The sequence below is a fragment of the Mycobacterium sp. 5-140-3-2 genome (assembly GCF_035666375.1).
GTDB lineage: Bacteria > Actinomycetota > Actinomycetes > Mycobacteriales > Mycobacteriaceae > Mycobacterium > Mycobacterium intracellulare.
The window spans coordinates 4096464-4116186 of record NZ_CP142025.1 but is presented as its reverse complement, the minus strand read 5'-3'; the positions used below and the strand labels follow the sequence as shown (position 1 = coordinate 4116186).

Here is a 19723-nt window from a genome sequence, read left to right as displayed (position 1 = left end):
CGACGTTCACCTCCCACAAAGCTTGCGCGCCAAGCTTTCCCACGCGTCGCCCAATGTCTGCAGGGTGTGACCGCCGTCGTTCAGCTGATGCTCCACGTAGTCGGTGTCGAGGAGGGCGAGCAGGGCGTCGGCCTGGACCACGAGGTCGCCGGACGTCTCCGCCGAGGCCAGCAGCACGCGCACGTGCCTGCGCAGGACGGCGGCCGGCGGCCCGTAACGGGTCCGCGGGTCGCGGTTGGCCGCCGACAGCAGCGCGTGATGGGTGTGGGCGAAGCGCATCCGTTCCCGGCCGAAGGCCACCAGCCGATCCCACGGCGGGGCGTCGGGCCCCAGCGGCGGGGGACCGAACAGAAACGCCTCCTGGCTGGCGCGTTCGTCCTCGTCGAGCAGCACCATCATCAGGCCGGCCCGGCTGCCGAACCGGCGGAATAGGGTGCCCTTGCCGACGCCGGCGGCCGCGGCGACGTCGTCCATGGTGACGGCGTCGGCCCCGCGCTCGGCGACCAGGCGACGCGCCGCATCCAGCAACAGCGCGCGGTTGCGCAGGGCGTCGCCCCGTTCCTGCGCCGGCAGCTGCGGCACGCACATCGGCAACTCGCCCGACCGTTCGACGCCGCTCACCCTTGCACTTTAACGCCGGAGGAATAAATCGGACCACAGTCCGTTTAGGTCGTGCGAGGATGTATACCAACGACCGAAGGGAACTGCGAGAGTGGCAATCAAAATCTTGGCGTTAGTGGGAAGCCTGCGCGCGGCGTCGATCAACCGCCAGATCGCCGAATTGGCGGCGGCGGTCGCCTCCGACGGTGTCAGCGTCACCCTCTTCGAGGGGCTCGCCGACCTGCCGTTCTACAACGAGGAGATCGACGACGCGATGAACGCCGACGCCCCGCCGCTGGCCCCGGTGGCCGCGCTGCGGGCCGCGGCGGCCGACGCCGACGCCGCCCTGGTGGTCACACCCGAGTACAACGGCAGCATCCCGGCGGTGGTCAAGAACGCGATCGACTGGCTGTCGCGCCCGTTTGGCGACGGCGCGCTGAAGGGCAAGCCGCTGGCCGTCATCGGGGGCTCCTTCGGCCAGTACGGCGGGGTGTGGGCGCACGACGAGACCCGCAAGTCCTTCGGCATCGCCGGCGCGCGGGTCGTCGATTCGATCAAACTGTCCGTGCCGTTCAAGACGCTGGAAGGCAGGCCGCCCGCCGAGCATGCCGAGCTGTCGGCGAACGTGCGCGACGTGGTGGGCAAGCTCGCCGCCGAAGCCGGCTGATTGGCAGAAGTCGACAAGCCGTCCGGGAGGTGACCAGCGGGGTTGCCGCCGACGAATAGCCAAAGCCGCCAGCACCGTCTGGCGGCTTTGCTAGCTGTCGGTAGGCCCGTCGTGGCCAGCGGTTCGAAACCGGGGTTGTCGGTGGCCGCTGCTATACCGATACCCGGAGGCGACTTGGCGTCGGCGTGTGATCTGCGACACGCCGGGGCGGGTTCCCGAATTTGTTCGACACAGGCCTCACGACCAGGGAATTTCAGAAATGTTATTCAGAACATCTTGTATCTCGACATCTTGTCAGCCACTAGGTGTAGTGTTTCGATGCACCGGCGGATCCCAGGATCGCCAAGCCAGCCAGGCTCGGTGAACCCCCCGAAATCGGCGCGAAGTGGTCGAAGACAGGTCTTCGGCACTGGTCGCCGCAGGACGGGAATCTGGGCGCCTGCCGGATCGCTGAACCTAGCAAAGACGCAGTCCAAAAGTAGTTGCCAGTCCATTGGGTCCCCCTCTTCCGCAAAGGAGCGGCATTCTATGAGCATCACCGTGTACACCAAGCCGGCATGCGTGCAGTGCAGCGCCACCTACAAGGCGCTGGACAAGCAGGGCATCGTCTACGACACGGTCGACATCACGTTGGACTCCGAGGCGCGTGATTACGTGATGGCGCTGGGCTATCTGCAGGCTCCCGTCGTGGTGGCCGGCAACGACCACTGGTCGGGTTTCCGGCCCGATCGCATCAAGGCGCTCGCCGCGGTGGAACTCAGCGCGTAAGGCAAGACGTTAGGTAAGGAGTTGCCGCACCATGGACACCACGGGGCGCAACCTGGTCTATTTCTCCTCCGTGTCGGAGAACACCCACCGCTTCGTGGAGAAGCTGGGGATTCCCGCCACGCGGATACCGCTGCACGGCCGTATCGAGGTGGACCAGCCGTACGTCCTGGTGCTGCCCACCTACGGCGGCGGGCGGGCCACTCCTGACCTCAACGCCGGCGGCTATGTCCCCAAACAGGTCATCGCCTTTTTGAACAATGAGCACAACCGTTCGTTGATCCGCGGCGTCATCGCCGCGGGCAACAACAACTTCGGCGCCGAATTCGCCTACGCGGGCGACGTGATCTCACGCAAGTGCGGCGTCCCGTACCTCTATCGCTTCGAACTCATGGGAACCCAGGACGACGTGGATGCCGTCCGCGCGGGCTTAGCCGATTTCTGGAAGGAACAGACGTGTCAACAACCGTCGCTGCAGAGCCTGTAACCACCGGAGCCCACGCGTTGCCGGGGGAGACGGATTACCACGCGCTCAACGCGATGCTGAATCTGTACGACGCGGACGGCAAGATTCAGTTCGACAAGGACCGCGAGGCCGCGCATCAGTACTTCCTGCAGCACGTCAACCAGAACACGGTGTTCTTCCACAATCAGGACGAGAAGCTCGACTACCTGATCAAGGAGAACTATTACGAGCGCGAGGTTCTCGACCAGTACAGCCGCAACTTCGTCAAGACGCTGCTGGATCGGGCCTACGCCAAGAAGTTCCGGTTCCCGACGTTCCTGGGCGCGTTCAAGTACTACACCTCCTACACGCTGAAGACGTTCGACGGGAAGCGCTACCTGGAGCGCTTCGAGGACCGCGTGGTCATGGTGGCGCTGACGCTGGCCGCCGGTGACACCATCCTCGCCGAGAAGCTCGTCGACGAGATCATCGACGGACGGTTCCAGCCGGCCACCCCGACGTTTTTGAACTCGGGCAAAAAGCAGCGCGGCGAGCCGGTGAGCTGCTTTCTGCTGCGCATCGAAGACAACATGGAGTCCATCGGGCGATCGATCAACTCCGCGCTGCAGCTGTCCAAGCGGGGCGGGGGAGTTGCGTTGCTGCTGAGCAACATCCGCGAGCACGGCGCCCCGATCAAGAACATCGAGAACCAGTCCTCGGGCGTCATCCCGATCATGAAGCTGCTCGAGGACTCGTTCTCCTACGCCAACCAGCTCGGGGCGCGCCAGGGCGCGGGCGCGGTGTACCTGCACGCGCACCACCCCGACATCTACCGATTCCTGGACACCAAGCGCGAGAACGCCGACGAGAAGATCCGCATCAAGACGCTGAGCCTGGGCGTGGTGATTCCCGACATCACCTTCGAGCTGGCCAAGAAGAACGAGGACATGTACCTGTTCTCGCCCTATGACGTCGAGCGGGTGTACGGCCTGCCGTTCGCCGACATCTCGGTCACCGAGAAGTACTACGAGATGGTCGACGACGCCCGCATTCGCAAGACCAAGATCAAGGCGCGCGAGTTCTTCCAGACGCTGGCCGAGCTGCAGTTCGAATCCGGCTACCCCTACATCATGTTCGAGGACACGGTGAACCGGGCCAACCCGATCGACGGCAAGATCACCCACTCGAACCTGTGCTCGGAGATCCTGCAGGTCTCCACGCCGTCGGTGTTCAATGATGACCTGTCGTATGCCAAAGTGGGCAAGGACATTTCGTGCAACCTGGGGTCGCTGAACATCGCCAAGACGATGGACTCGCCCGACTTCGCCCAGACCATCGAGGTGGCGATCCGCGCGCTGACGGCGGTGAGCGATCAGACGCACATCACCTCGGTGCCCTCAATCGAGCAGGGCAACAACGAGTCCCACGCGATCGGGCTCGGACAGATGAACCTGCACGGCTATTTGGCCCGCGAGCGCATCCACTACGGCTCCGAAGAGGGCGTCGACTTCACCAACATCTACTTCTACACCGTGCTCTACCACGCGCTGCGCGCGTCGAATCGTATTGCGATCGAACGGGGAAGCAAGTTCGGTGGCTTCGAGAGGTCGAAATACGCCTCGGGTGAGTTCTTCGACAAGTACACCGAGCAGGTGTGGGAGCCGGCCACCCCGCGGGTCCGCGAGATCTTCGCCGAGGCGGGCATTCGCATTCCGACGCAAGACGATTGGCGGCGGCTAAAGGAGTCGGTGGCCGAGCACGGCATCTACAACCAGAACCTGCAGGCCGTCCCGCCGACGGGGTCGATCAGCTACATCAACCACTCGACCAGCTCGATCCACCCGGTGGCGAGCAAGATCGAGATCCGCAAGGAAGGCAAGATCGGCCGCGTCTACTACCCGGCGCCGTATCTGACCAACGACAACCTGGAGTACTACCAGGACGCCTACGAGATCGGCTACGAGAAGATCATCGACACCTACGCCGCGGCCACCCAGCACGTGGATCAGGGGCTGTCGCTGACGCTGTTCTTCAAGGACACGGCCACCACCCGCGACGTGAACAAGGCGCAGATCTACGCCTGGCGCAAGGGAATCAAGACGCTGTACTACATCCGTCTTCGCCAACTGGCATTGGAGGGCACCGAGGTCGAGGGCTGCGTGTCCTGCATGCTGTAGGACACCGATTCACTCTCCGGGAGTGCTTTACAGGTTGTCGGCGCCCCAGCTGGCAAGCCGGTGTTCGCGCTCGGCGGGATCCATGTCTTCGACCCTTGTCATGATCGACCAGCGTTGCCCGAAAGGGTCGACGATTGAGCCGAACCGGTCGCCCGTGACGAAGGTCTGGGCCTCTTCGCGTACCGTCGCGCCCGCTCGCTGGGCCCGCGCCAGCACGGCGTCGACGTCGGTGCAGTAAAACACCACCGAATGGGTCACCGATTCTGTCCGGCCGGGGGCTTCGAGGTGGTAGCCGGGGTTGGGATCGGACAGCTGCAACCTGCCGTGGCCGAAGTCCAGTTCCGCGTGCGCGATCGTGTCATTCGGTCCGGCCATCTTCTCGACGAGTGTCGCGCCGAAGACGTCGATGTAAAAGCTGATGGCGGCTTCGGCGCCATCGACGACCAAGAACGGGGTCAAACTCGTGTAGCCCTCGGGAATCGGTTGCACATTCATGCAATCCAGGTTGGCTAGATTCGTCATGTGGAGGCTTGGAAAAACGCGCCACAGGCGATCGGTCCACAGCCGGGCGTGGTCGGACGCGCGGGCAGCGCATCGACGTTCGACCTCCGTCGCCAAGCGCCGTCGCAGGCCGCAGCCAAGTTCGTCGAGCATTTTTGGTCGGTGTGCTGGGATCTGACGGGACAGCCGCCGCGTGAAAGTCAGGTGATCACTTTCCCGTCGATCAACCTGAGCCATGAATGGGGCACCGACTCCCCGCGCCATGGATTCGCTTTGCCCGCCACGTTGGTACACGGCGTCGTCGAGAGGGTCTTCACCATCACGTTGTCGGGGCGTGGTGCGGTTGTCGGTGCGCGCTTCCGCGCCGGCGGGTTCACCGCCCGATTCGGACGCGATGCGGCTGCGCTGACCGGCCGAATCGTTCGAGTCGACGACGACTTGTTCAGCGGTCCAACGCTTTTCGACGACGACATCGAGCTCGCCGCCGCACAACTGGACATGGCGATCGGCGCTGCGACCATCTGCGACCCGACCTACGACGCCCTCACGGCGCTGCTCCGCCGGATGCACGACGACGAGGCTTTGCACCGCGTGGAGCAGGTGATGGCGTGCTCGCCCTGGAGCGCGCGAACCACTCAGCGCGTGTTCCGGCGCTATGTCGGTGTGCCGGTCAAGTGGGTGCTGTGCCGTTACCGCCTGCAGCAAGCTGCGTTGGCGATCGAGAGCGATCGACGCGTCGACTTCGCCGACCTGGCCGTCCGGCTCGGCTGGTATGACCAGGCGCATTTCACCAACGAGTTCCGGTCGATGCTCGGCTGCAGCCCGGGGGAGTACGCCCAGCGGCACCGTTAACCGCGGTGTCTTCGTCTGGGCCAGTCTGCCCAGGTCAGAAGCGACGACGGGGTAAAGTGCGTGAGGTGGTGAGAATGCCTCGACCTCCCAGGCCCCACCCGGCCGCCAAGCCGGGGGCCAAGGTCGACGCGCGCAGCGAACGCTGGCGCGAGCACCGCAAGAAGGTGCGCGGCGAGATCGTCGACGCGGCGTTCCGCGCCATCGACCGCCTGGGACCCGAGCTCTCCGTGCGGGAGATCGCCGAGGAGGCGGGCACCGCCAAACCGAAGATCTACCGGCATTTTCACGACAAGTCCGACCTGTTCCAGGCGATCGGGGAGCGGCTGCGCGACATGTTGTGGGCGGCGATCTTCCCGTCCATCGACCTGAAAACGGACTCGTCCCGCGAGGTGATCCGGCGCGCCGTCGAGGAGTACGTCAACCTGGTCGACAAGCACCCCAACGTGCTGCGGGTCTTCATTCAGGGCCGCTCGCCGGCGAGCCCCCAGATCCTCAACGAGGGACGCGGCATCACCCTGGCGGTGGCCGACATGTTCGACAACGAGTTGCGCGAGATGGAGCTGGACCACGCGGCCGTCGAGCTGGCCGGGAACGCGGCGTTCGGCTGCGCCGCCTCGGCCACCGAGTGGTGGCTGGGCCCCGACCCCGACAGCCCCCTTCGCATGCCGCGCGAGCAATTCGTCGCCCACCTCACGACCATCATGATGGGGGTCATCGTCGGCACCGCCGAGGCGCTCGGCATCCGCATGGACCCTGACCAGCCGATCCACAGCGTGGTCCCGGCCAACCGCGCCGCGGGCTGAGAACCTTCGGCACGTTGACATCACCCTGGCGATCGTCAACACTCGTCCCAACCGATACCCTGGGTACTGGGTATCTGCGCCAGCCGGGCGGCTACGGCCGAGGATGCCGGCGAGCGCCGACCCGAGACTGGCCCGACTAGAAAGACCGATCGACCGTGACCGACGTCGTGACACACACCGAGACCGCCCCGGTTCCGGCGGCCAAGGCCTCCAAACCCGTCCACACCCGCGCCGTCATCATCGGGACCGGGTTCTCCGGCCTGGGGATGGCCATCGCGCTGCAGAAGCAGGGTGTGGGCTTCGTCATCCTGGAAAAGGCCGACGACATCGGCGGCACCTGGCGCGACAACAGCTACCCCGGGTGCGCCTGCGACATCCCGTCGCACCTGTATTCGTTTTCGTTCGAGCCCAAGCCGGACTGGAAGAACCCGTTCTCGTATCAGCCCGAGATCTGGGACTATCTCCAGGGCGTCACAGAGAAGTACGGGCTGCGCCGCTACATCGAGTTCAACTCGCTGGTGGATCGGGCCCACTGGGACGACGACGAGCACCGCTGGCACGTGTTCACCGCCGACGGGCGCGAATACGTCGCGCAGTTCCTGATCTCGGGCGCCGGCGCGCTGCACATCCCGTCCATGCCCGACATCGAGGGTCGCGACGAATTCGCCGGTCCCGCTTTCCATTCCGCGGAGTGGGACCACAGCGTCGACCTGACCGGCAAGCGGGTGGCGGTGATCGGTACCGGCGCCAGCGCGATCCAGATCGTGCCGGAGATCGTCGGGCAGGTCGCCGAACTTCAGCTCTACCAACGCACCCCGCCGTGGGTGGTGCCGCGCTCGAACCCCGAGATCCCGTTGGCGGTGCGCCGGGCCATGGAGAACGTGCCCGGCCTGCGCGCGCTCGTGCGACTTGTCATCTACTGGGGCCAGGAGGCTTTGGCCTTCGGCATGACCAAGCGGCCCAACCTGCTCAAGTTCATTGAGGCGTACTGCAAGTACAACATTCGCCGATCGGTCAAGGATCGGGAGTTGCGCCGCAAGCTGATTCCCAACTACCGCGTCGGGTGCAAGCGCATCCTGAACTCCTCCACCTATTACGGTGCGGTCGCCGACCCGAAGACCGAACTGGTCACCGACCACATCGCCCGGATCACCGCCGACGGCATCGACACCGTCGACGGCACGCACCGCCAGGCCGACGTGATCGTGTACGCCACCGGCTTTCACGTCACCGACTCCTACACCTACGTCCAGATCAAGGGCCTGCACGGCGAGGATCTGGTGGACCGCTGGAACCGCGAGGGCATCGGCGCCCACCGCGGGATCACCGTGGCCGACGTGCCCAACCTGTTCTTCCTGCTGGGCCCCAACACCGGGCTGGGACACAACTCGGTGGTGTTCATGATCGAGTCCCAAATCCGTTACGTCGCCGACGCGATCGCCACCTGCGACAAGCTGGGCGCGCAGGCGCTCGCCCCGACCCGGGCCGCCCAGGACGAGTTCAACGACGAGCTGCAGCGCCGGCTGGGCCCGTCGGTGTGGAACAGCGGCGGCTGCAGCAGCTGGTATCTGGACGAGCACGGCAAGAACACCGTGCTGTGGGGCGGCTACACCTGGGAGTACTGGCGGGCCACGCGCTCGGTCAGGCCCGCGGAGTATCAGTTCTTCGGGGTCGGCACGGGCAGGCACGCGGCCGCCGTGCAAAGTTGAGCCAATTCGTTTGGAGATTTGGCCGCCGCCGGGCGTTACAGTGACAGGGAAATGAGCGCCTATCAGACCGTCGTGGTCGGCACCGATGGCTCGGACTCGTCGCTGCTCGCGGTGGAGCGCGCGGCGGCGATCGCCGCGGACCACGGCGCGCGATTGATCGTGGTGACGGCGCATCTCCCCGTCCCCAAGGAACGCGGCCGCTACGCCATCCCGCCTGGGAGCGACCACGGCCAGGACTATCGGACGGTTGGGGAGGCCCCGTACTACAGGATCCTTCGCGACGCCACGGAACGGGCGCACCAAGCGGGGGCCAATAACGTGGAGGAACGGTCGATCGTCGGCGCGCCCATCAACGTGCTGGTGCAGGTCGCCGAGGAGGTCCGTGCCGACCTGATGGTCGTGGGCAACGTCGGGCTCAACAGCGTCGCCGGGCGGCTGCTGGGATCGGTGCCGTCCGAGGTCTCCCGCCGGGTCAAGACCGATGTCCTGATCGTGCACACCGCCAACTGAGGCACCGGTACGAATCAGCGGAGCAGTTCCGCGAAGGCGCGCGCGGCCGCGTCCACGCCGGCGTCATCGTCGGTGGCCACGAGATCCAGTAGCAGGCCACGGATTACGGCCAGCCCGAGCCTCGCCAGGGCGGGGTCGACCGGGCCGTCGGCGGCCTCCTTGACCTCGCCCAGCCAGCCGTCGACGGCGCCGGGAACCATTCGCGCGAAAGGCTTTTCGCCCTGCGCGGCGCGGGCGTAACACTCGAAGAAGAGGCGCTCGAACTGTCGCAGTTCGGGCCGGCGGACATCGGCCCACATGGCGGCGAAGCCCTCGACCGGGTCGTCGGGCAACTCGGCCAGCAGCCCCATCTGGCGGCGCTCGACCTCCTCGACGATCGCTACCAGCAGTCCTTCCCGAGACCCGAAGTGGTGCAACAACATTCGGTGACTGGTGCCGACCGCGTCGGCCACCGCGCGCAGCGACCGGTCGCCGACGCCGCCGGTGGCGAACTCGGTGACGAGGGCATCGAGGAGTTGGCGGCGCCGCTCGGTGTCAGGGGTGCGCGCCATCGGCGCGGCTGAGCTGCTCGGAGCGGGCCTTGAGGCCCTGGGCCTCGAGTTTGAGGTATCGCCGGGTCATCGATCGCATGAGCCGCCCGACCAGCGCGCCGAGCATGCCGTTCTGGTCGATGCGCTGGCGCACCAGGGTGCCGCCGCCGGGCTGCGCGATCACATCATGGCGGGCGCTGGCCCGCGCGCCGGGGGCGCGTTGCTCCCAGGTCCAGGACGTCCCCGGCTCGAGCTCGGTGATCTTCCAGACCAGCTTCGACATGCGTGGCTGCTTGATCGCGAACCGCTTGCCGACCGCGAGCCCGGGCCCGTCCACCGCGGCCAGCGACGTCACCGAGGCCGTCCACTCGGGCCAGCGCTCGACATCGCTGAACACCTTCCACACCACGTGCGCCGGCGCGTCGATCTCGACGCTGTCTTCGGTAATCATGTACCAAATGGTACATCCCGTCCCCGGTTATGCCCACGAAACGCCGGCCCCCGCGCGCATACTGGAGTGAAGAGGCAAATCCGGCGGCCCGCGGGCGTCCGCGACACGCAAAACACAACTTCTTGTGTTGCGCTCGGTTGTCGTACCCCAGGGGTAGTGTCTGGAGCCTGACGTCCCTCAGGCAAAACGGCGTGTGAAGCGGGGTTCTGGTGACCGAAAACATGAAGCTGATTGACCGCGTTTCGGCGATCAACTGGAACCGGCTGCAGGACGAAAAAGACGCGGAGGTGTGGGACCGGCTCACCGGCAACTTCTGGTTGCCCGAGAAGGTGCCGGTGTCCAACGACCTGCCGTCGTGGGGCACCCTGACCGCCCACGAAAAGCAGATGACCATGCGGGTGTTCACCGGCCTGACGCTGCTGGACACCATCCAGGGCACGGTCGGGGCGGTCAGCCTCATTCCCGACGCGCTGACCCCGCACGAGGAGGCCGTCTACACCAACATCGCCTTCATGGAGTCGGTGCACGCGCGCAGCTACAGCAACATCTTCTCCACGCTGTGCTCGACGGCCGAGATCGACGACGCGTTCCGCTGGTCGGAGGAGAACCCCAACCTGCAGCGCAAGGCCGAGATCGTCATGCAGTACTACAAGGGCGACGAACCGCTCAAGCGCAAGGTCGCCTCCACGCTGCTGGAAAGCTTCCTCTTCTACTCCGGCTTCTACCTGCCGATGTACTGGTCGAGCCGGGCCAAGCTGACCAACACCGCCGACATGATCCGGCTGATCATCCGCGACGAGGCCGTCCACGGCTACTACATCGGCTACAAATTCCAGCGCGGCCTGGCGCTGGTCGACGACGCACGCAAGCAGGAGCTCAAGGACTACACCTACGAGTTGCTCTTCGAGCTCTACGACAACGAGGTGGAGTACACCCAGGACCTCTACGACGAGGTCGGGCTCACCGAGGACGTCAAGAAGTTCCTGCGCTACAACGCCAACAAGGCGCTGATGAACCTCGGCTACGAGGCGCTGTTCCCGCGCGACGAGACTGACGTGAACCCGGCGATACTGTCGGCGCTCTCACCGAACGCCGACGAGAACCACGACTTCTTCTCCGGCTCGGGCTCGTCGTACGTGATCGGCAAGGCCGTCGTCACCGAGGACGAGGACTGGGACTTCTAGCAGGGCATTCAGCCAAGCGGTGTGTGAACGCCGCGTGAATTGTGGCGACCCCGCGGCGGCCCGGTGGCGCCGCCGGCCGGGTTGCCGGGAGACTGGTGGGCGTGGCGATTACCCCATCTTCTACGGCCGCTTTCTTCCGTTCAGTGATCCAGTGGCTGCAATGCGGCTACCCCGACGGCGTTCCCGGACCCGACCGTGTACCGCTGTTGGAGCTGCTGCGCAGCACCCCGCTGACCGAGGACCAGATCAAGGAAGTCGTCGACGCGATAGACGAGGAAACCAGGCCGGGCGAGGAGATCAACCGCGACGTGATCGCCGATTTCATCTCCGACATGACCCACTACGACGCCGGCCCGGAGAACATCGCGCGGGTGGCCGCCCGGCTGGCCGCGGCGGGCTGGCCGCTGGCGGGCATCACACACCCGCCCGAGGCGGCCGAAAATCCCGGCGCGGCCAACGGCAAGGCCGAGCCGGCCCCCCACACGGCGTCCTGAGCCGCTACAGCTTCGAGATGTCGATGACGAAGCGGTAGCGGACGTCGCTGGCCAGGACGCGCTCGTACGCCTCGTTGATGTAGTCGGGGTCGATGACCTCGATTTCGGGCGTCACGTTGTGTTCGGCGCAGAAGTCCAGCATTTCCTGGGTCTCGGCGATCCCGCCGATGTTCGACCCGGACAGGCTGCGGCGCGCCAGCGCCAGCGGGAACGCGCCCACCTCCATGGGGTGCTCGGGGATGCCCAATTCGACGAGGGTGCCGTCGACGTCGAGCAGGCTCAGGTAGTCGTTGAGATTCAGGTTCGCCGAGACGGTGTTGAGCATCAGGTCGAAGCTGCTGCGCAACTTCTTGAAGGTCTCGCGGTCGGCGGTGGCGTAGTAATGCTTGGCGCCCAACCGCAGCCCGTCTTCCATCTTCTTCAGCGACTGCGAGAGCACGGTGACCTCGGCGCCCATCGCCGCGCCCAGCTTGACGCCCATGTGCCCCAGGCCGCCCAGGCCGATGATCGCCAGCCGGGTGCCCGGCCCGGCCTTCCAGTGCCGCAGCGGCGAGAACAGCGTGATGCCCGCGCACAGCAGCGGCGCCGCCTTGTCCAGCGGCAGCGAGTCGGGGATGCGCAAGACGAAGTTCTCGTCGACGACGACCGCCTGGCTGTACCCGCCCTGCGTCGACGTGCCGTCCTTATCGATCGAGTTGTAGGTGAAGGTCGCGCCGTTCTTGCAGTACTGCTCGAGCCCGGCGTCGCAGCTGCTGCACCGGCCGCAGGAATTCACCATGCAACCCACGCCGACGTGGTCGCCCACCTTGAACTTGGTGACCTCGGCGCCGACCTCGGTCACGACGCCGGCGATCTCGTGGCCCACGACCACGGGGTAATTCGGCGTGCCCCATTCGCCCTTGGCGGTGTGGATGTCGGAGTGGCAGATGCCGGCGAATTTGATGTCGATCGCCACGTCGCGCGGGCCCGGGTCGCGCCGCTCGATGGTGGTCTTGGTCAGCGGTTCGGTCGCCGACGTGGCGGCGTATGCCGAAACAGTGCGCATGAATATTCCTCTTCGGTCCGATGGCTTCGACCAAAATTTTAGCTAGGGTAACGTTCTTCCGCCAACTATCGGGGCGAACATCACGTTCGACTGGCCCGGCCTCAGTTGATGGGGGCGTTCACCAGGCGCAGGTCGTCGACGATGCCGCGGGCCGCGATCAGCCCCTCGCCGGTTTGCCAGATCTCGTCGTTGACGACATAGACCCGGTTGTCGCGGTTGGCCGACAGCTTGCGCCACGGGCCGCTGTCGAGCACCGTGGCGGCACGGTCGGCGGCGGCCGGGGTGGCGCACGACAGGTACACCACGTCGGCGTCGGCGATGGACAGGTCGGGATCCTTCGCGAGGTCGGCGTCGGTGGCGCCGATCTCGACGTAGGGCTTGTCGGTGAACCGCTGCGTCGCCGGCCGGTCGACGCCGACCGAGCCGAGCACGCTGGCCGGGAAGTTGTTGGCGCCGTAGACCCGGATCGCCTCGGTGGTCAGTCGCACGATCGACGCCTGAAAGTGGGAGGCGTCGTGGCGCGCGCCTACGTCGGTCGCCCGTTTCGCGAACCCGCCGAGCAACCCGTCCATCTCGGTGCCGCGCGCGGTGGCGGCGCCGACGGCGCGCAGGTTGTCCTCCCACCCCGCGCCCGGCGCGCCGGTGAACACCGTCGGGGCGATCGCCGCCAGCTGCGGATACAGGGTGGGCGTCAACCCCTGGGAGCCCAGGATGAGATCGGGGTGGGCCGCCTCGATCGCCTTCACGTCCGGGTGGGAGCGCGTGCCGGCGCCGGGCACACCGTGCACCGCGCCACCGAGATACGCGGGCTGGGTCGGCGAGCCGTCCGGCAGCGCGGCGGCGACCACCCGCGATTGCAGGCCCAGCGCGCACAACGCGTCGAGCTGATCGCCGGAGAGCACCACGATGCGCTGCGGGTCGGCGGGCACCTGCACCACGTCCGGCTCGACGCCGGCGGCGTTGTGGACGCGCCGCTTCGCGGCCCCCGCGTCGGCCTCGGCGGCCTCGCGGGCGCACGAATCGTCGGGCCGGCGGTCGTTTCCGAGCACCCCGGCCCCCGCGATTTGCGTGGTGGGGGTGACCAGCGAACGGGCCGGGGGCGTGGCGGCGGGCCGGTGGGATCCGCAGCCGCCGCATGCCAGCACGACCGCGGCCGCCACGGCGCCGGCGACGGCGAACCCGGGGGCCAGCCGGGGGGGTCTGATCACGCCGAACGACACACGTCAGACGCTAACATCGCCGACCCCCATGGCGATCGCGAGCGCGGCGGAGCCGGGCGAAGCGGGTCGCCACCATCGACCCGTGGCGATCGCGAGCGCGGCGGAGCCGGGCGAAGCGGGTCGCCACCATCGACCCCTCCCGGCGCCGCGACGAAGGACGCGGCGCCCCGCAGACCCGTTTACGACAGTTTGTAGGACCAGCCCTGACGTCGCCATCATCGACGGCTAAGATTCGACTCAATAGTGATGTTGGGCCAGTGTCCGATCCGGATGTTTGGAGAAGCTGTTGACAGCCGAAGCGCCCCCCTTGGGAGAACTCGAGGCCGTTCGTCCGTACCCGGACCGCATGGGCCCCAAAGGGAACCTCGTCTACAAACTGATCACGACCACCGATCACAAGCTGATCGGCGTGATGTACACCGTCACCTGCTTCGCCTTCTTCTTCATAGGCGGGCTGATGGCGTTGCTGATGCGCACCGAGTTGGCCGCTCCCGGGCTGCAGTTCCTGTCCAACGAGCAGTTCAATCAGCTGTTCACCATGCACGGCACGATCATGCTGCTGCTCTACGCCACCCCGGTGGTGTTCGGTTTCGCCAACCTGGTGCTGCCGCTGCAGATCGGGGCGCCCGACGTGGCGTTCCCGCGGCTGAACGCCTTCTCGTACTGGCTGTTCTTGTTCGGCGGGCTGATCGCCGCGTCCGGCTTCATCGTCCCGGGTGGGGCCGCCGACTTCGGCTGGACCGCCTACACACCGCTGTCTGACGCCGTCCACTCGCCCGGCGCCGGGGGAGACCTGTGGATCACCGGGCTGATCCTCGCCGGTCTGGGGACCATCCTCGGGGCGGTCAACATGATCACCACCGTGGTGTGCATGCGCGCGCCCGGGATGACGATGTTCCGGATGCCGATCTTCACCTGGAACATCCTGGTGACTTCGATCCTGATCCTGATCGCGTTCCCGATCCTGACCGCCGCGCTGTTCGGACTGGCCGCCGACCGCCATCTGGGCGCCCACATCTACGACGCGTCCAACGGCGGAGTCCTGTTGTGGCAGCACCTGTTCTGGTTCTTCGGCCACCCCGAGGTCTACATCATCGCGCTGCCGTTCTTCGGCATCGTCACCGAGATCATCCCGGTGTTCTCGCGCAAGCCGGTCTTCGGCTACACCACGCTGGTGTACGCGACGCTGTCGATCGCGGCCTTGTCGGTAGCTGTGTGGGCGCACCACATGTTCGCCACCGGAGCCGTTCTGCTGCCGTTCTTCTCGTTCATGACGTACCTGATCGCGGTGCCCACCGGGATCAAGTTCTTCAACTGGATCGGCACAATGTGGAAGGGGCAGTTGACCTTTGAGACACCGATGCTGTTCTCGGTCGGCTTCCTGCTCACCTTCCTGCTCGGTGGCCTGACCGGCGTGATGCTGGCCAGCCCGCCGCTGGACTTCCACGTCACCGACAGCTACTTCGTCGTCGCCCACTTCCACTACGTGCTGTTCGGCACCATCGTGTTCGCGACGTATGCGGGCATCTACTTCTGGTTCCCGAAGATGACCGGCCGCCTGCTCGACGAGCGGCTGGGCAAGCTGCACTTCTGGTTGACGTTCATCGGGTTCCACACCACCTTCCTGGTGCAGCACTGGCTGGGCGACCTCGGCATGCCGCGGCGCTACGCCGACTACCTGCCCAGCGACGGCTTCCAGCCCTACAACATCGCGTCGACCGTGGGCGCCTTCATCCTGGGCGCGTCGATGTTCCCGTTCGTCTGGAACGTCTTCAAGAGCTGGCGCTACGGCGAGGTCGTCACGGTCGACGACCCGTGGGGCTACGGCAACTCCCTGGAGTGGGCGACCAGCTGCCCGCCGCCGCGGCACAACTTCACCGAGCTGCCCCGAATCCGTTCGGAGCGGCCGGCATTCGAGTTGCACTACCCGCACATGGTGGAACGGCTGCGCGCCGAGGCGCATGTGGGCCGGGCGCACGGGCCCGCGGACAAGGACGTCACCAGGCTGGACGACGTCCAGGTTCGCAGCTGATGGCCTGACGGGCGGCTGTCGCGAGTGAACTCACCACCCAAGGTGTCGGTGCTGATCACCGTCACCGGCGTGGACCAACCGGGTGTGACCGCGACCCTTTTCGAGGCGTTGTCGCGGCACGGGGTCGAGCTGCTCAACGTCGAACAGGTGGTGATCCGGCACCGGCTGACGCTCGGCGTGCTGGTGTGCTGCCCGGCGGCCGTCGCCGACGGCGACGAGCTTCGCCACGACGTCGAGTCGGCCATCCGCAAGGTGGGCCTGGACGTCAGCATCGAGCGCAGCGACGACGTGCCGATCATCCGGGAACCCTCGACGCACACCATCTTCGTCCTGGGCCGGCCCATCACCGCCGGCGCGTTCGGCGCGGTGGCCCGCGAGGTGGCCGCGCTGGGCGTCAACATCGACCTGATCCGCGGGGTCTCCGACTATCCGGTGACGGGGCTGGAGTTGCGTGTCTCGGTGCCGCCCGGGACCGACGGCCGGCTGCGGACCGCCCTGAACCGGGTGTCCAGCGAGGAGCACGTCGACGTCGCGGTCGAGGACTACACGCTGGAGCGGCGGGCCAAGCGGCTCATCGTGTTCGACGTGGACTCCACCCTGGTGCAGGGTGAGGTCATCGAGATGCTGGCGGCCAAGGCGGGCGCCGAGGGCAAGGTCGCCGCGATCACCGACGCCGCGATGCGCGGCGAGCTGGACTTCGCGCAGTCGCTCGAGCAGCGGGTCGCGACGCTGGCCGGCCTGCCCGCCACGGTGATCGACGAGGTCGCCGATCAGCTGGAGCTGATGCCGGGCGCGCGGACCACGCTGCGGACCCTGCGGCGGCTGGGTTACGCGTGCGGCGTGGTCTCCGGGGGCTTCCGCCGGATCATCGAGCCGCTGGCCGAGGAGCTGATGCTGGACTACGTCGCGGCCAACGAGCTCGAGATCGTCGACGGCACCCTCACCGGGCGCGTGATCGGCCCCATCGTTGACCGGGCCGGAAAAGCAACGGCGCTAAGGGAATTCGCGCAGCACGCCGGTGTTCCGATGGCGCAGACCGTCGCCGTGGGCGACGGCGCCAACGACATCGACATGCTGGCCGCCGCCGGGCTGGGGATCGCGTTCAACGCCAAGCCCGCGCTGCGCGAGGTCGCCGACGCGTCGCTGAGCCACCCGTATCTGGACACGGTGCTGTTCCTGCTGGGCATCACCCGCGGCGAGATCGAGGCGGCCGACGCGATCGACGGCGAGGTCCGCCGGGTGGAAATCCCGCCCGAGTAGGTTGCTTGTGTCGATCCGATGGGCATACGGCACCATGGTCGGGTGCCCGAAAACGGAAGCGAGGCAGCCGACCCCGATCTGCTGATCGAATTGCGCGAGGTGGCGCTGCAGCGCGGCGGCAACGTCCTGGTCGGGCCGTTGGATTGGGCGGTCGAACTCGACGAGCGCTGGGTCATCGTCGGGCCCAACGGGGCGGGCAAAACCTCGCTGCTGCGGATCGCCGCGGCCGCCGAACATCCCTCGTCCGGCGTGGCTTTCGTGCTCGGTGAGCGGCTGGGCCGGATCGACGTGACGGAGTTGCGTTCCCGCATCGGCCTCAGTTCCTCGGCGTTGGCGCAGCGCGTCCCCGGCGACGAGGTGGTGCGCGATCTCGTGGTCTCGGCCGGCTACGCGGTCCTGGGCCGCTGGCGCGAGCGCTACGAAGACGTCGACTACCGCCGGGCGATCGACATGCTGGAGAGCCTGGGCGCGGAGCATCTGGCGGACCGCACCTACGGCACACTGTCGGAGGGCGAGCGCAAGCGGGTGCTGATCGCCCGCGCGCTGATGACCGACCCCGAACTGCTGCTGCTCGACGAACCGGCCGCCGGCCTGGACCTGGGCGGCCGCGAGGAGCTGGTGGCGCGGCTGGCCGACCTGGCCGCCGACCCCGACGCCCCCGCCCTGGTGCTGGTCACGCACCACGTCGAGGAGATCCCGCCCGGGTTCAGTCACTGCATGCTGCTCGCGGAAGGTCGGGTGGTGGCCGCGGGATTGCTCACCGACGTGCTGACCGCGGAGAATCTGTCCACCGCGTTCGGCCAAGCGATCGCCCTCGACGTCGTCGACGGGCGCTACTTCGCGCGGCGAGTCCGCACCCGCGCAGCCCACCGGAGGCAACTATGACGTCACCCGAGGAAGCCCCGCTGGTCCCCAGGCCGGCGGCGACCGTGATGCTGGTCCGAGACACGGGTCCGGGACTGGGCGTCTTCCTGATGCGGCGGCACGCCAAGATGGAGTTCGCCGCCGGGACAATGGTGTTCCCCGGAGGCGGCGTCGACGACCGCGACCGCAACGCCGACATCGCCTGGGCCGGACCGCCGCCGGAGTGGTGGGCGCAGCGCTTCGGCATCGAACCCGACCTGGCCGAGGCGCTGGTCTGCGCCGCGGCCCGCGAGACGTTCGAGGAATCGGGGGTGCTGTTCGCCGGGCCGGCGGGCCGGGGCCGTTCGGCGCCAGACAGTATCGTTGGCGACGCGTCGGTGTACGGCGACGCCCGCCGGGCGCTGGCCGACGGGACGTTGTCGTTCGCGGATTTCCTGCGGCGGGAGAACCTGGAGCTGCGCTCGGACCTGTTGCGGCCGTGGGCCAACTGGGTCACCCCGGAGGCCGAGCGCACGCGGCGCTACGACACCTATTTCTTCGTGGGCGCCCTGCCGAAGGGGCAGCGCGCCGACGGCGAGAACACCGAATCCGACCGGGCGGGCTGGACGACGCCGGAGGCGGCGATCGAGGACTTCGCGGCCGGACGCAGCTTTTTGCTGCCGCCGACCTGGACGCAGCTGGACTCGCTGGCCGGGCGGACCGTCGCCGAGGTGCTGGCCGTGGAGCGCCAGATCGTGCCGGTGCAGCCGCACCTCGAAATCCAGGGCGACAACTGGGTTTTCGAGTTCTTCGATTCCGACCGCTACCACCAGGCGCGGGAAGCCGGCGGGCTGGGGTGGCGGCATTGAGCGAGTTCGTCAGCGTCGTGGTCAGCGACGGCTCGCAGGACGCCGGCCTGGCCATGCTGCTGCTGTCGCGGCCACCGACGAACGCGATGACCCGCCAGGTCTACCGCGAGGTCATCGCCGCGGCCGAGGAACTGGGTCGCCGGGACGACGTCGCCGTCGTGATCCTGTTCGGCGGCCACGAGATCTTCTCGGCCGGCGACGACATGCCCGAACTGCGGACGCTGCGGGGCGCCGAAGCCGAGACCGCCGCCCGGGTCCGGCAGGAGGCCATCGACGCGGTGGCGGCCATCCCCAAGCCGACCGTGGCCGCCATCACCGGATACGCGCTGGGCGCGGGGCTCACGCTGGCGCTGGCCGCCGATTGGCGCATCAGCGGGGACAACGTGAAGTTCGGCGCGACCGAAATCCTGGCCGGCCTGGTGCCCGGCGGCGACGCGATGGCCCGCCTGACCCGGGCCGCCGGGGTGAGCAAGGCCAAGGAACTGGTGTTCAGCGGGCGATTCTTCGACGCCGAGGAAGCCCTGGCGCTGGGCCTCATCGACGAGATGGTGGCGCCCGACGACGTCTACGACGCCGCCGCACGATGGGCGCGCCGTTTCCTCGACGGCCCCCGGCACGCGCTGGCCGCCGCCAAGGCCGGGATCAACGACGTGTTCGACCTGGGGCGCGCCGAGCGGCTCGCCGCCGAACGCCGCCGCTACGCGGAGGTGTTTTCCGCTGGTCAGGGCGGTGGCGATCGGGCGGATCCCGGCGGCCGTTAGGCTGC

Annotated in this window: 21 protein-coding genes; 15 read left to right on the top strand and 6 right to left on the bottom strand. The window is 67.3% G+C overall.

Annotated elements, in window-relative coordinates:
* Window positions 1–6 precede the first annotated feature (6 nt).
* Entirely contained in the window at window positions 7–621 is a 615-nt protein-coding gene (locus P6281_RS19085) for a TetR/AcrR family transcriptional regulator (RefSeq protein ID WP_008259186.1), read from the bottom strand.
* Window positions 622–712: 91 nt separating this feature from the next.
* On the opposite strand from P6281_RS19085, the gene P6281_RS19080 reads away from it, so the two are divergent.
* The 4 genes from P6281_RS19080 to nrdE all read left to right on the top strand — a co-directional run bounded on the left by P6281_RS19080 (window position 713) and on the right by nrdE (window position 4654).
* Window positions 713–1267 (top strand): NAD(P)H-dependent oxidoreductase, encoded by a 555-nt coding sequence (locus P6281_RS19080; RefSeq protein ID WP_008259185.1) that lies wholly within the window; start codon window positions 713–715, stop codon window positions 1265–1267.
* A 528-nt stretch (window positions 1268–1795) separates the two neighbouring features.
* Window positions 1796–2035 carry a redoxin NrdH gene (locus P6281_RS19075; protein WP_008259184.1) on the top strand — a complete coding sequence of 80 codons (240 nt, stop codon included), beginning with the start codon at window positions 1796–1798 and terminating at the stop codon, window positions 2033–2035.
* Between the two features lie 31 nt (window positions 2036–2066).
* Entirely contained in the window at window positions 2067–2519 is a 453-nt protein-coding gene (nrdI, locus tag P6281_RS19070) for a class Ib ribonucleoside-diphosphate reductase assembly flavoprotein NrdI (protein WP_008259183.1), read from the top strand.
* Window positions 2520–2536: 17 nt separating this feature from the next.
* Entirely contained in the window at window positions 2537–4654 is a 2118-nt protein-coding gene (gene nrdE / locus P6281_RS19065) for a class 1b ribonucleoside-diphosphate reductase subunit alpha (RefSeq protein WP_014385517.1), read from the top strand.
* Window positions 4655–4681: 27 nt separating this feature from the next.
* Here nrdE and P6281_RS19060 read toward each other — a convergent pair whose 3' ends face one another.
* Window positions 4682–5149 carry a VOC family protein gene (locus P6281_RS19060; RefSeq protein ID WP_008259180.1) on the bottom strand — a complete coding sequence of 156 codons (468 nt, stop codon included), beginning with the start codon at window positions 5147–5149 and terminating at the stop codon, window positions 4682–4684.
* A 27-nt stretch (window positions 5150–5176) separates the two neighbouring features.
* Here P6281_RS19060 and P6281_RS19055 point away from each other — a divergent pair, with 27 nt between their 5' ends.
* The 4 genes from P6281_RS19055 (at window position 5177) to P6281_RS19040 (ending at window position 9029) form a co-directional block, all read left to right on the top strand.
* Window positions 5177–6007, top strand: coding sequence for a helix-turn-helix domain-containing protein (locus P6281_RS19055; RefSeq protein WP_008259179.1), 831 nt, complete (start codon window positions 5177–5179; stop codon window positions 6005–6007).
* Between the two features lie 74 nt (window positions 6008–6081).
* On the top strand, window positions 6082–6810 hold the full coding sequence (locus tag P6281_RS19050) for a TetR/AcrR family transcriptional regulator (RefSeq protein WP_041785136.1): 729 nt from the start codon (window positions 6082–6084) through the stop codon (window positions 6808–6810).
* Window positions 6811–6965: 155 nt separating this feature from the next.
* A complete protein-coding gene (locus tag P6281_RS19045; RefSeq protein ID WP_008259176.1) occupies window positions 6966–8519 on the top strand; it encodes a flavin-containing monooxygenase in 1554 nt (517 codons plus the stop codon).
* A gap of 51 nt (window positions 8520–8570) precedes the next feature.
* A complete protein-coding gene (locus P6281_RS19040; RefSeq protein WP_008259174.1) occupies window positions 8571–9029 on the top strand; it encodes a universal stress protein in 459 nt (152 codons plus the stop codon).
* 14 nt (window positions 9030–9043) lie between these two features.
* Here the strand turns inward: P6281_RS19040 and P6281_RS19035 are convergent, their stop codons facing one another.
* Both P6281_RS19035 and P6281_RS19030 read right to left on the bottom strand, forming a co-directional pair.
* Complete coding sequence (locus P6281_RS19035; RefSeq protein WP_008259171.1) at window positions 9044–9580, bottom strand: TetR/AcrR family transcriptional regulator; 537 nt, start codon at window positions 9578–9580, stop codon at window positions 9044–9046.
* Window positions 9564–10010, bottom strand: coding sequence for an SRPBCC family protein (locus P6281_RS19030; protein WP_008259170.1), 447 nt, complete (start codon window positions 10008–10010; stop codon window positions 9564–9566). Before P6281_RS19030 ends, P6281_RS19035 begins: the two co-directional genes overlap by 17 nt.
* A gap of 209 nt (window positions 10011–10219) precedes the next feature.
* Here P6281_RS19030 and nrdF point away from each other — a divergent pair, with 209 nt between their 5' ends.
* Both nrdF and P6281_RS19020 read left to right on the top strand, forming a co-directional pair.
* Window positions 10220–11194, top strand: coding sequence for a class 1b ribonucleoside-diphosphate reductase subunit beta (gene nrdF / locus P6281_RS19025; RefSeq protein ID WP_009954743.1), 975 nt, complete (start codon window positions 10220–10222; stop codon window positions 11192–11194).
* 143 nt (window positions 11195–11337) lie between these two features.
* Complete coding sequence (locus P6281_RS19020) at window positions 11338–11688, top strand: DUF3349 domain-containing protein (RefSeq protein WP_008259162.1); 351 nt, start codon at window positions 11338–11340, stop codon at window positions 11686–11688.
* 4 nt (window positions 11689–11692) lie between these two features.
* Here the strand turns inward: P6281_RS19020 and P6281_RS19015 are convergent, their stop codons facing one another.
* Together P6281_RS19015 and P6281_RS19010 are read right to left on the bottom strand one after the other, a co-directional pair.
* Window positions 11693–12733, bottom strand: coding sequence for an NAD(P)-dependent alcohol dehydrogenase (locus P6281_RS19015; protein ID WP_008259160.1), 1041 nt, complete (start codon window positions 12731–12733; stop codon window positions 11693–11695).
* 101 nt (window positions 12734–12834) lie between these two features.
* On the bottom strand, window positions 12835–13953 hold the full coding sequence (locus P6281_RS19010) for an iron-siderophore ABC transporter substrate-binding protein (protein ID WP_008259159.1): 1119 nt from the start codon (window positions 13951–13953) through the stop codon (window positions 12835–12837).
* Between the two features lie 286 nt (window positions 13954–14239).
* Here P6281_RS19010 and ctaD point away from each other — a divergent pair, with 286 nt between their 5' ends.
* The 5 genes from ctaD to P6281_RS18985 are packed head-to-tail and all read left to right on the top strand — an operon-like array spanning window position 14240 to window position 19718.
* A complete protein-coding gene (ctaD, locus tag P6281_RS19005; protein WP_008259158.1) occupies window positions 14240–15985 on the top strand; it encodes an aa3-type cytochrome oxidase subunit I in 1746 nt (581 codons plus the stop codon).
* Between the two features lie 24 nt (window positions 15986–16009).
* On the top strand, window positions 16010–17245 hold the full coding sequence (gene serB, locus P6281_RS19000) for a phosphoserine phosphatase SerB (protein WP_008259156.1): 1236 nt from the start codon (window positions 16010–16012) through the stop codon (window positions 17243–17245).
* Between the two features lie 24 nt (window positions 17246–17269).
* Entirely contained in the window at window positions 17270–18130 is an 861-nt protein-coding gene (locus tag P6281_RS18995) for an ABC transporter ATP-binding protein (RefSeq protein WP_029385157.1), read from the top strand.
* Window positions 18127–18957 (top strand): NUDIX hydrolase, encoded by an 831-nt coding sequence (locus tag P6281_RS18990; RefSeq protein ID WP_014380772.1) that lies wholly within the window; start codon window positions 18127–18129, stop codon window positions 18955–18957. Before P6281_RS18995 ends, P6281_RS18990 begins: the two co-directional genes overlap by 4 nt.
* Window positions 18954–19718 carry an enoyl-CoA hydratase gene (locus P6281_RS18985; protein ID WP_043955815.1) on the top strand — a complete coding sequence of 255 codons (765 nt, stop codon included), beginning with the start codon at window positions 18954–18956 and terminating at the stop codon, window positions 19716–19718. The genes P6281_RS18990 and P6281_RS18985 overlap by 4 nt, the downstream gene beginning before the upstream one ends.
* Window positions 19719–19723: the final 5 nt, after the last annotated feature.

Excerpts from the sequence above, each read along its gene's own strand:
- P6281_RS19075 (WP_008259184.1), top strand. The coding sequence starts at position 1,796 with ATGAGCATCACCGTGTACACCAAGCCGGCATGCGTGCAGTGCAGCGCC.
- nrdI (WP_008259183.1), top strand. The coding sequence starts at position 2,067 with ATGGACACCACGGGGCGCAACCTGGTCTATTTCTCCTCCGTGTCGGAG.
- P6281_RS19060 (WP_008259180.1), bottom strand. The coding sequence starts at position 5,149 with ATGAATGTGCAACCGATTCCCGAGGGCTACACGAGTTTGACCCCGTTC.
- P6281_RS19050 (WP_041785136.1), top strand. The coding sequence starts at position 6,082 with ATGCCTCGACCTCCCAGGCCCCACCCGGCCGCCAAGCCGGGGGCCAAG.
- P6281_RS19040 (WP_008259174.1), top strand. The coding sequence starts at position 8,571 with ATGAGCGCCTATCAGACCGTCGTGGTCGGCACCGATGGCTCGGACTCG.
- P6281_RS19035 (WP_008259171.1), bottom strand. The coding sequence starts at position 9,580 with ATGGCGCGCACCCCTGACACCGAGCGGCGCCGCCAACTCCTCGATGCC.
- P6281_RS19030 (WP_008259170.1), bottom strand. The coding sequence starts at position 10,010 with ATGATTACCGAAGACAGCGTCGAGATCGACGCGCCGGCGCACGTGGTG.
- P6281_RS19015 (WP_008259160.1), bottom strand. The coding sequence starts at position 12,733 with ATGCGCACTGTTTCGGCATACGCCGCCACGTCGGCGACCGAACCGCTG.
- P6281_RS18990 (WP_014380772.1), top strand. The coding sequence starts at position 18,127 with ATGACGTCACCCGAGGAAGCCCCGCTGGTCCCCAGGCCGGCGGCGACC.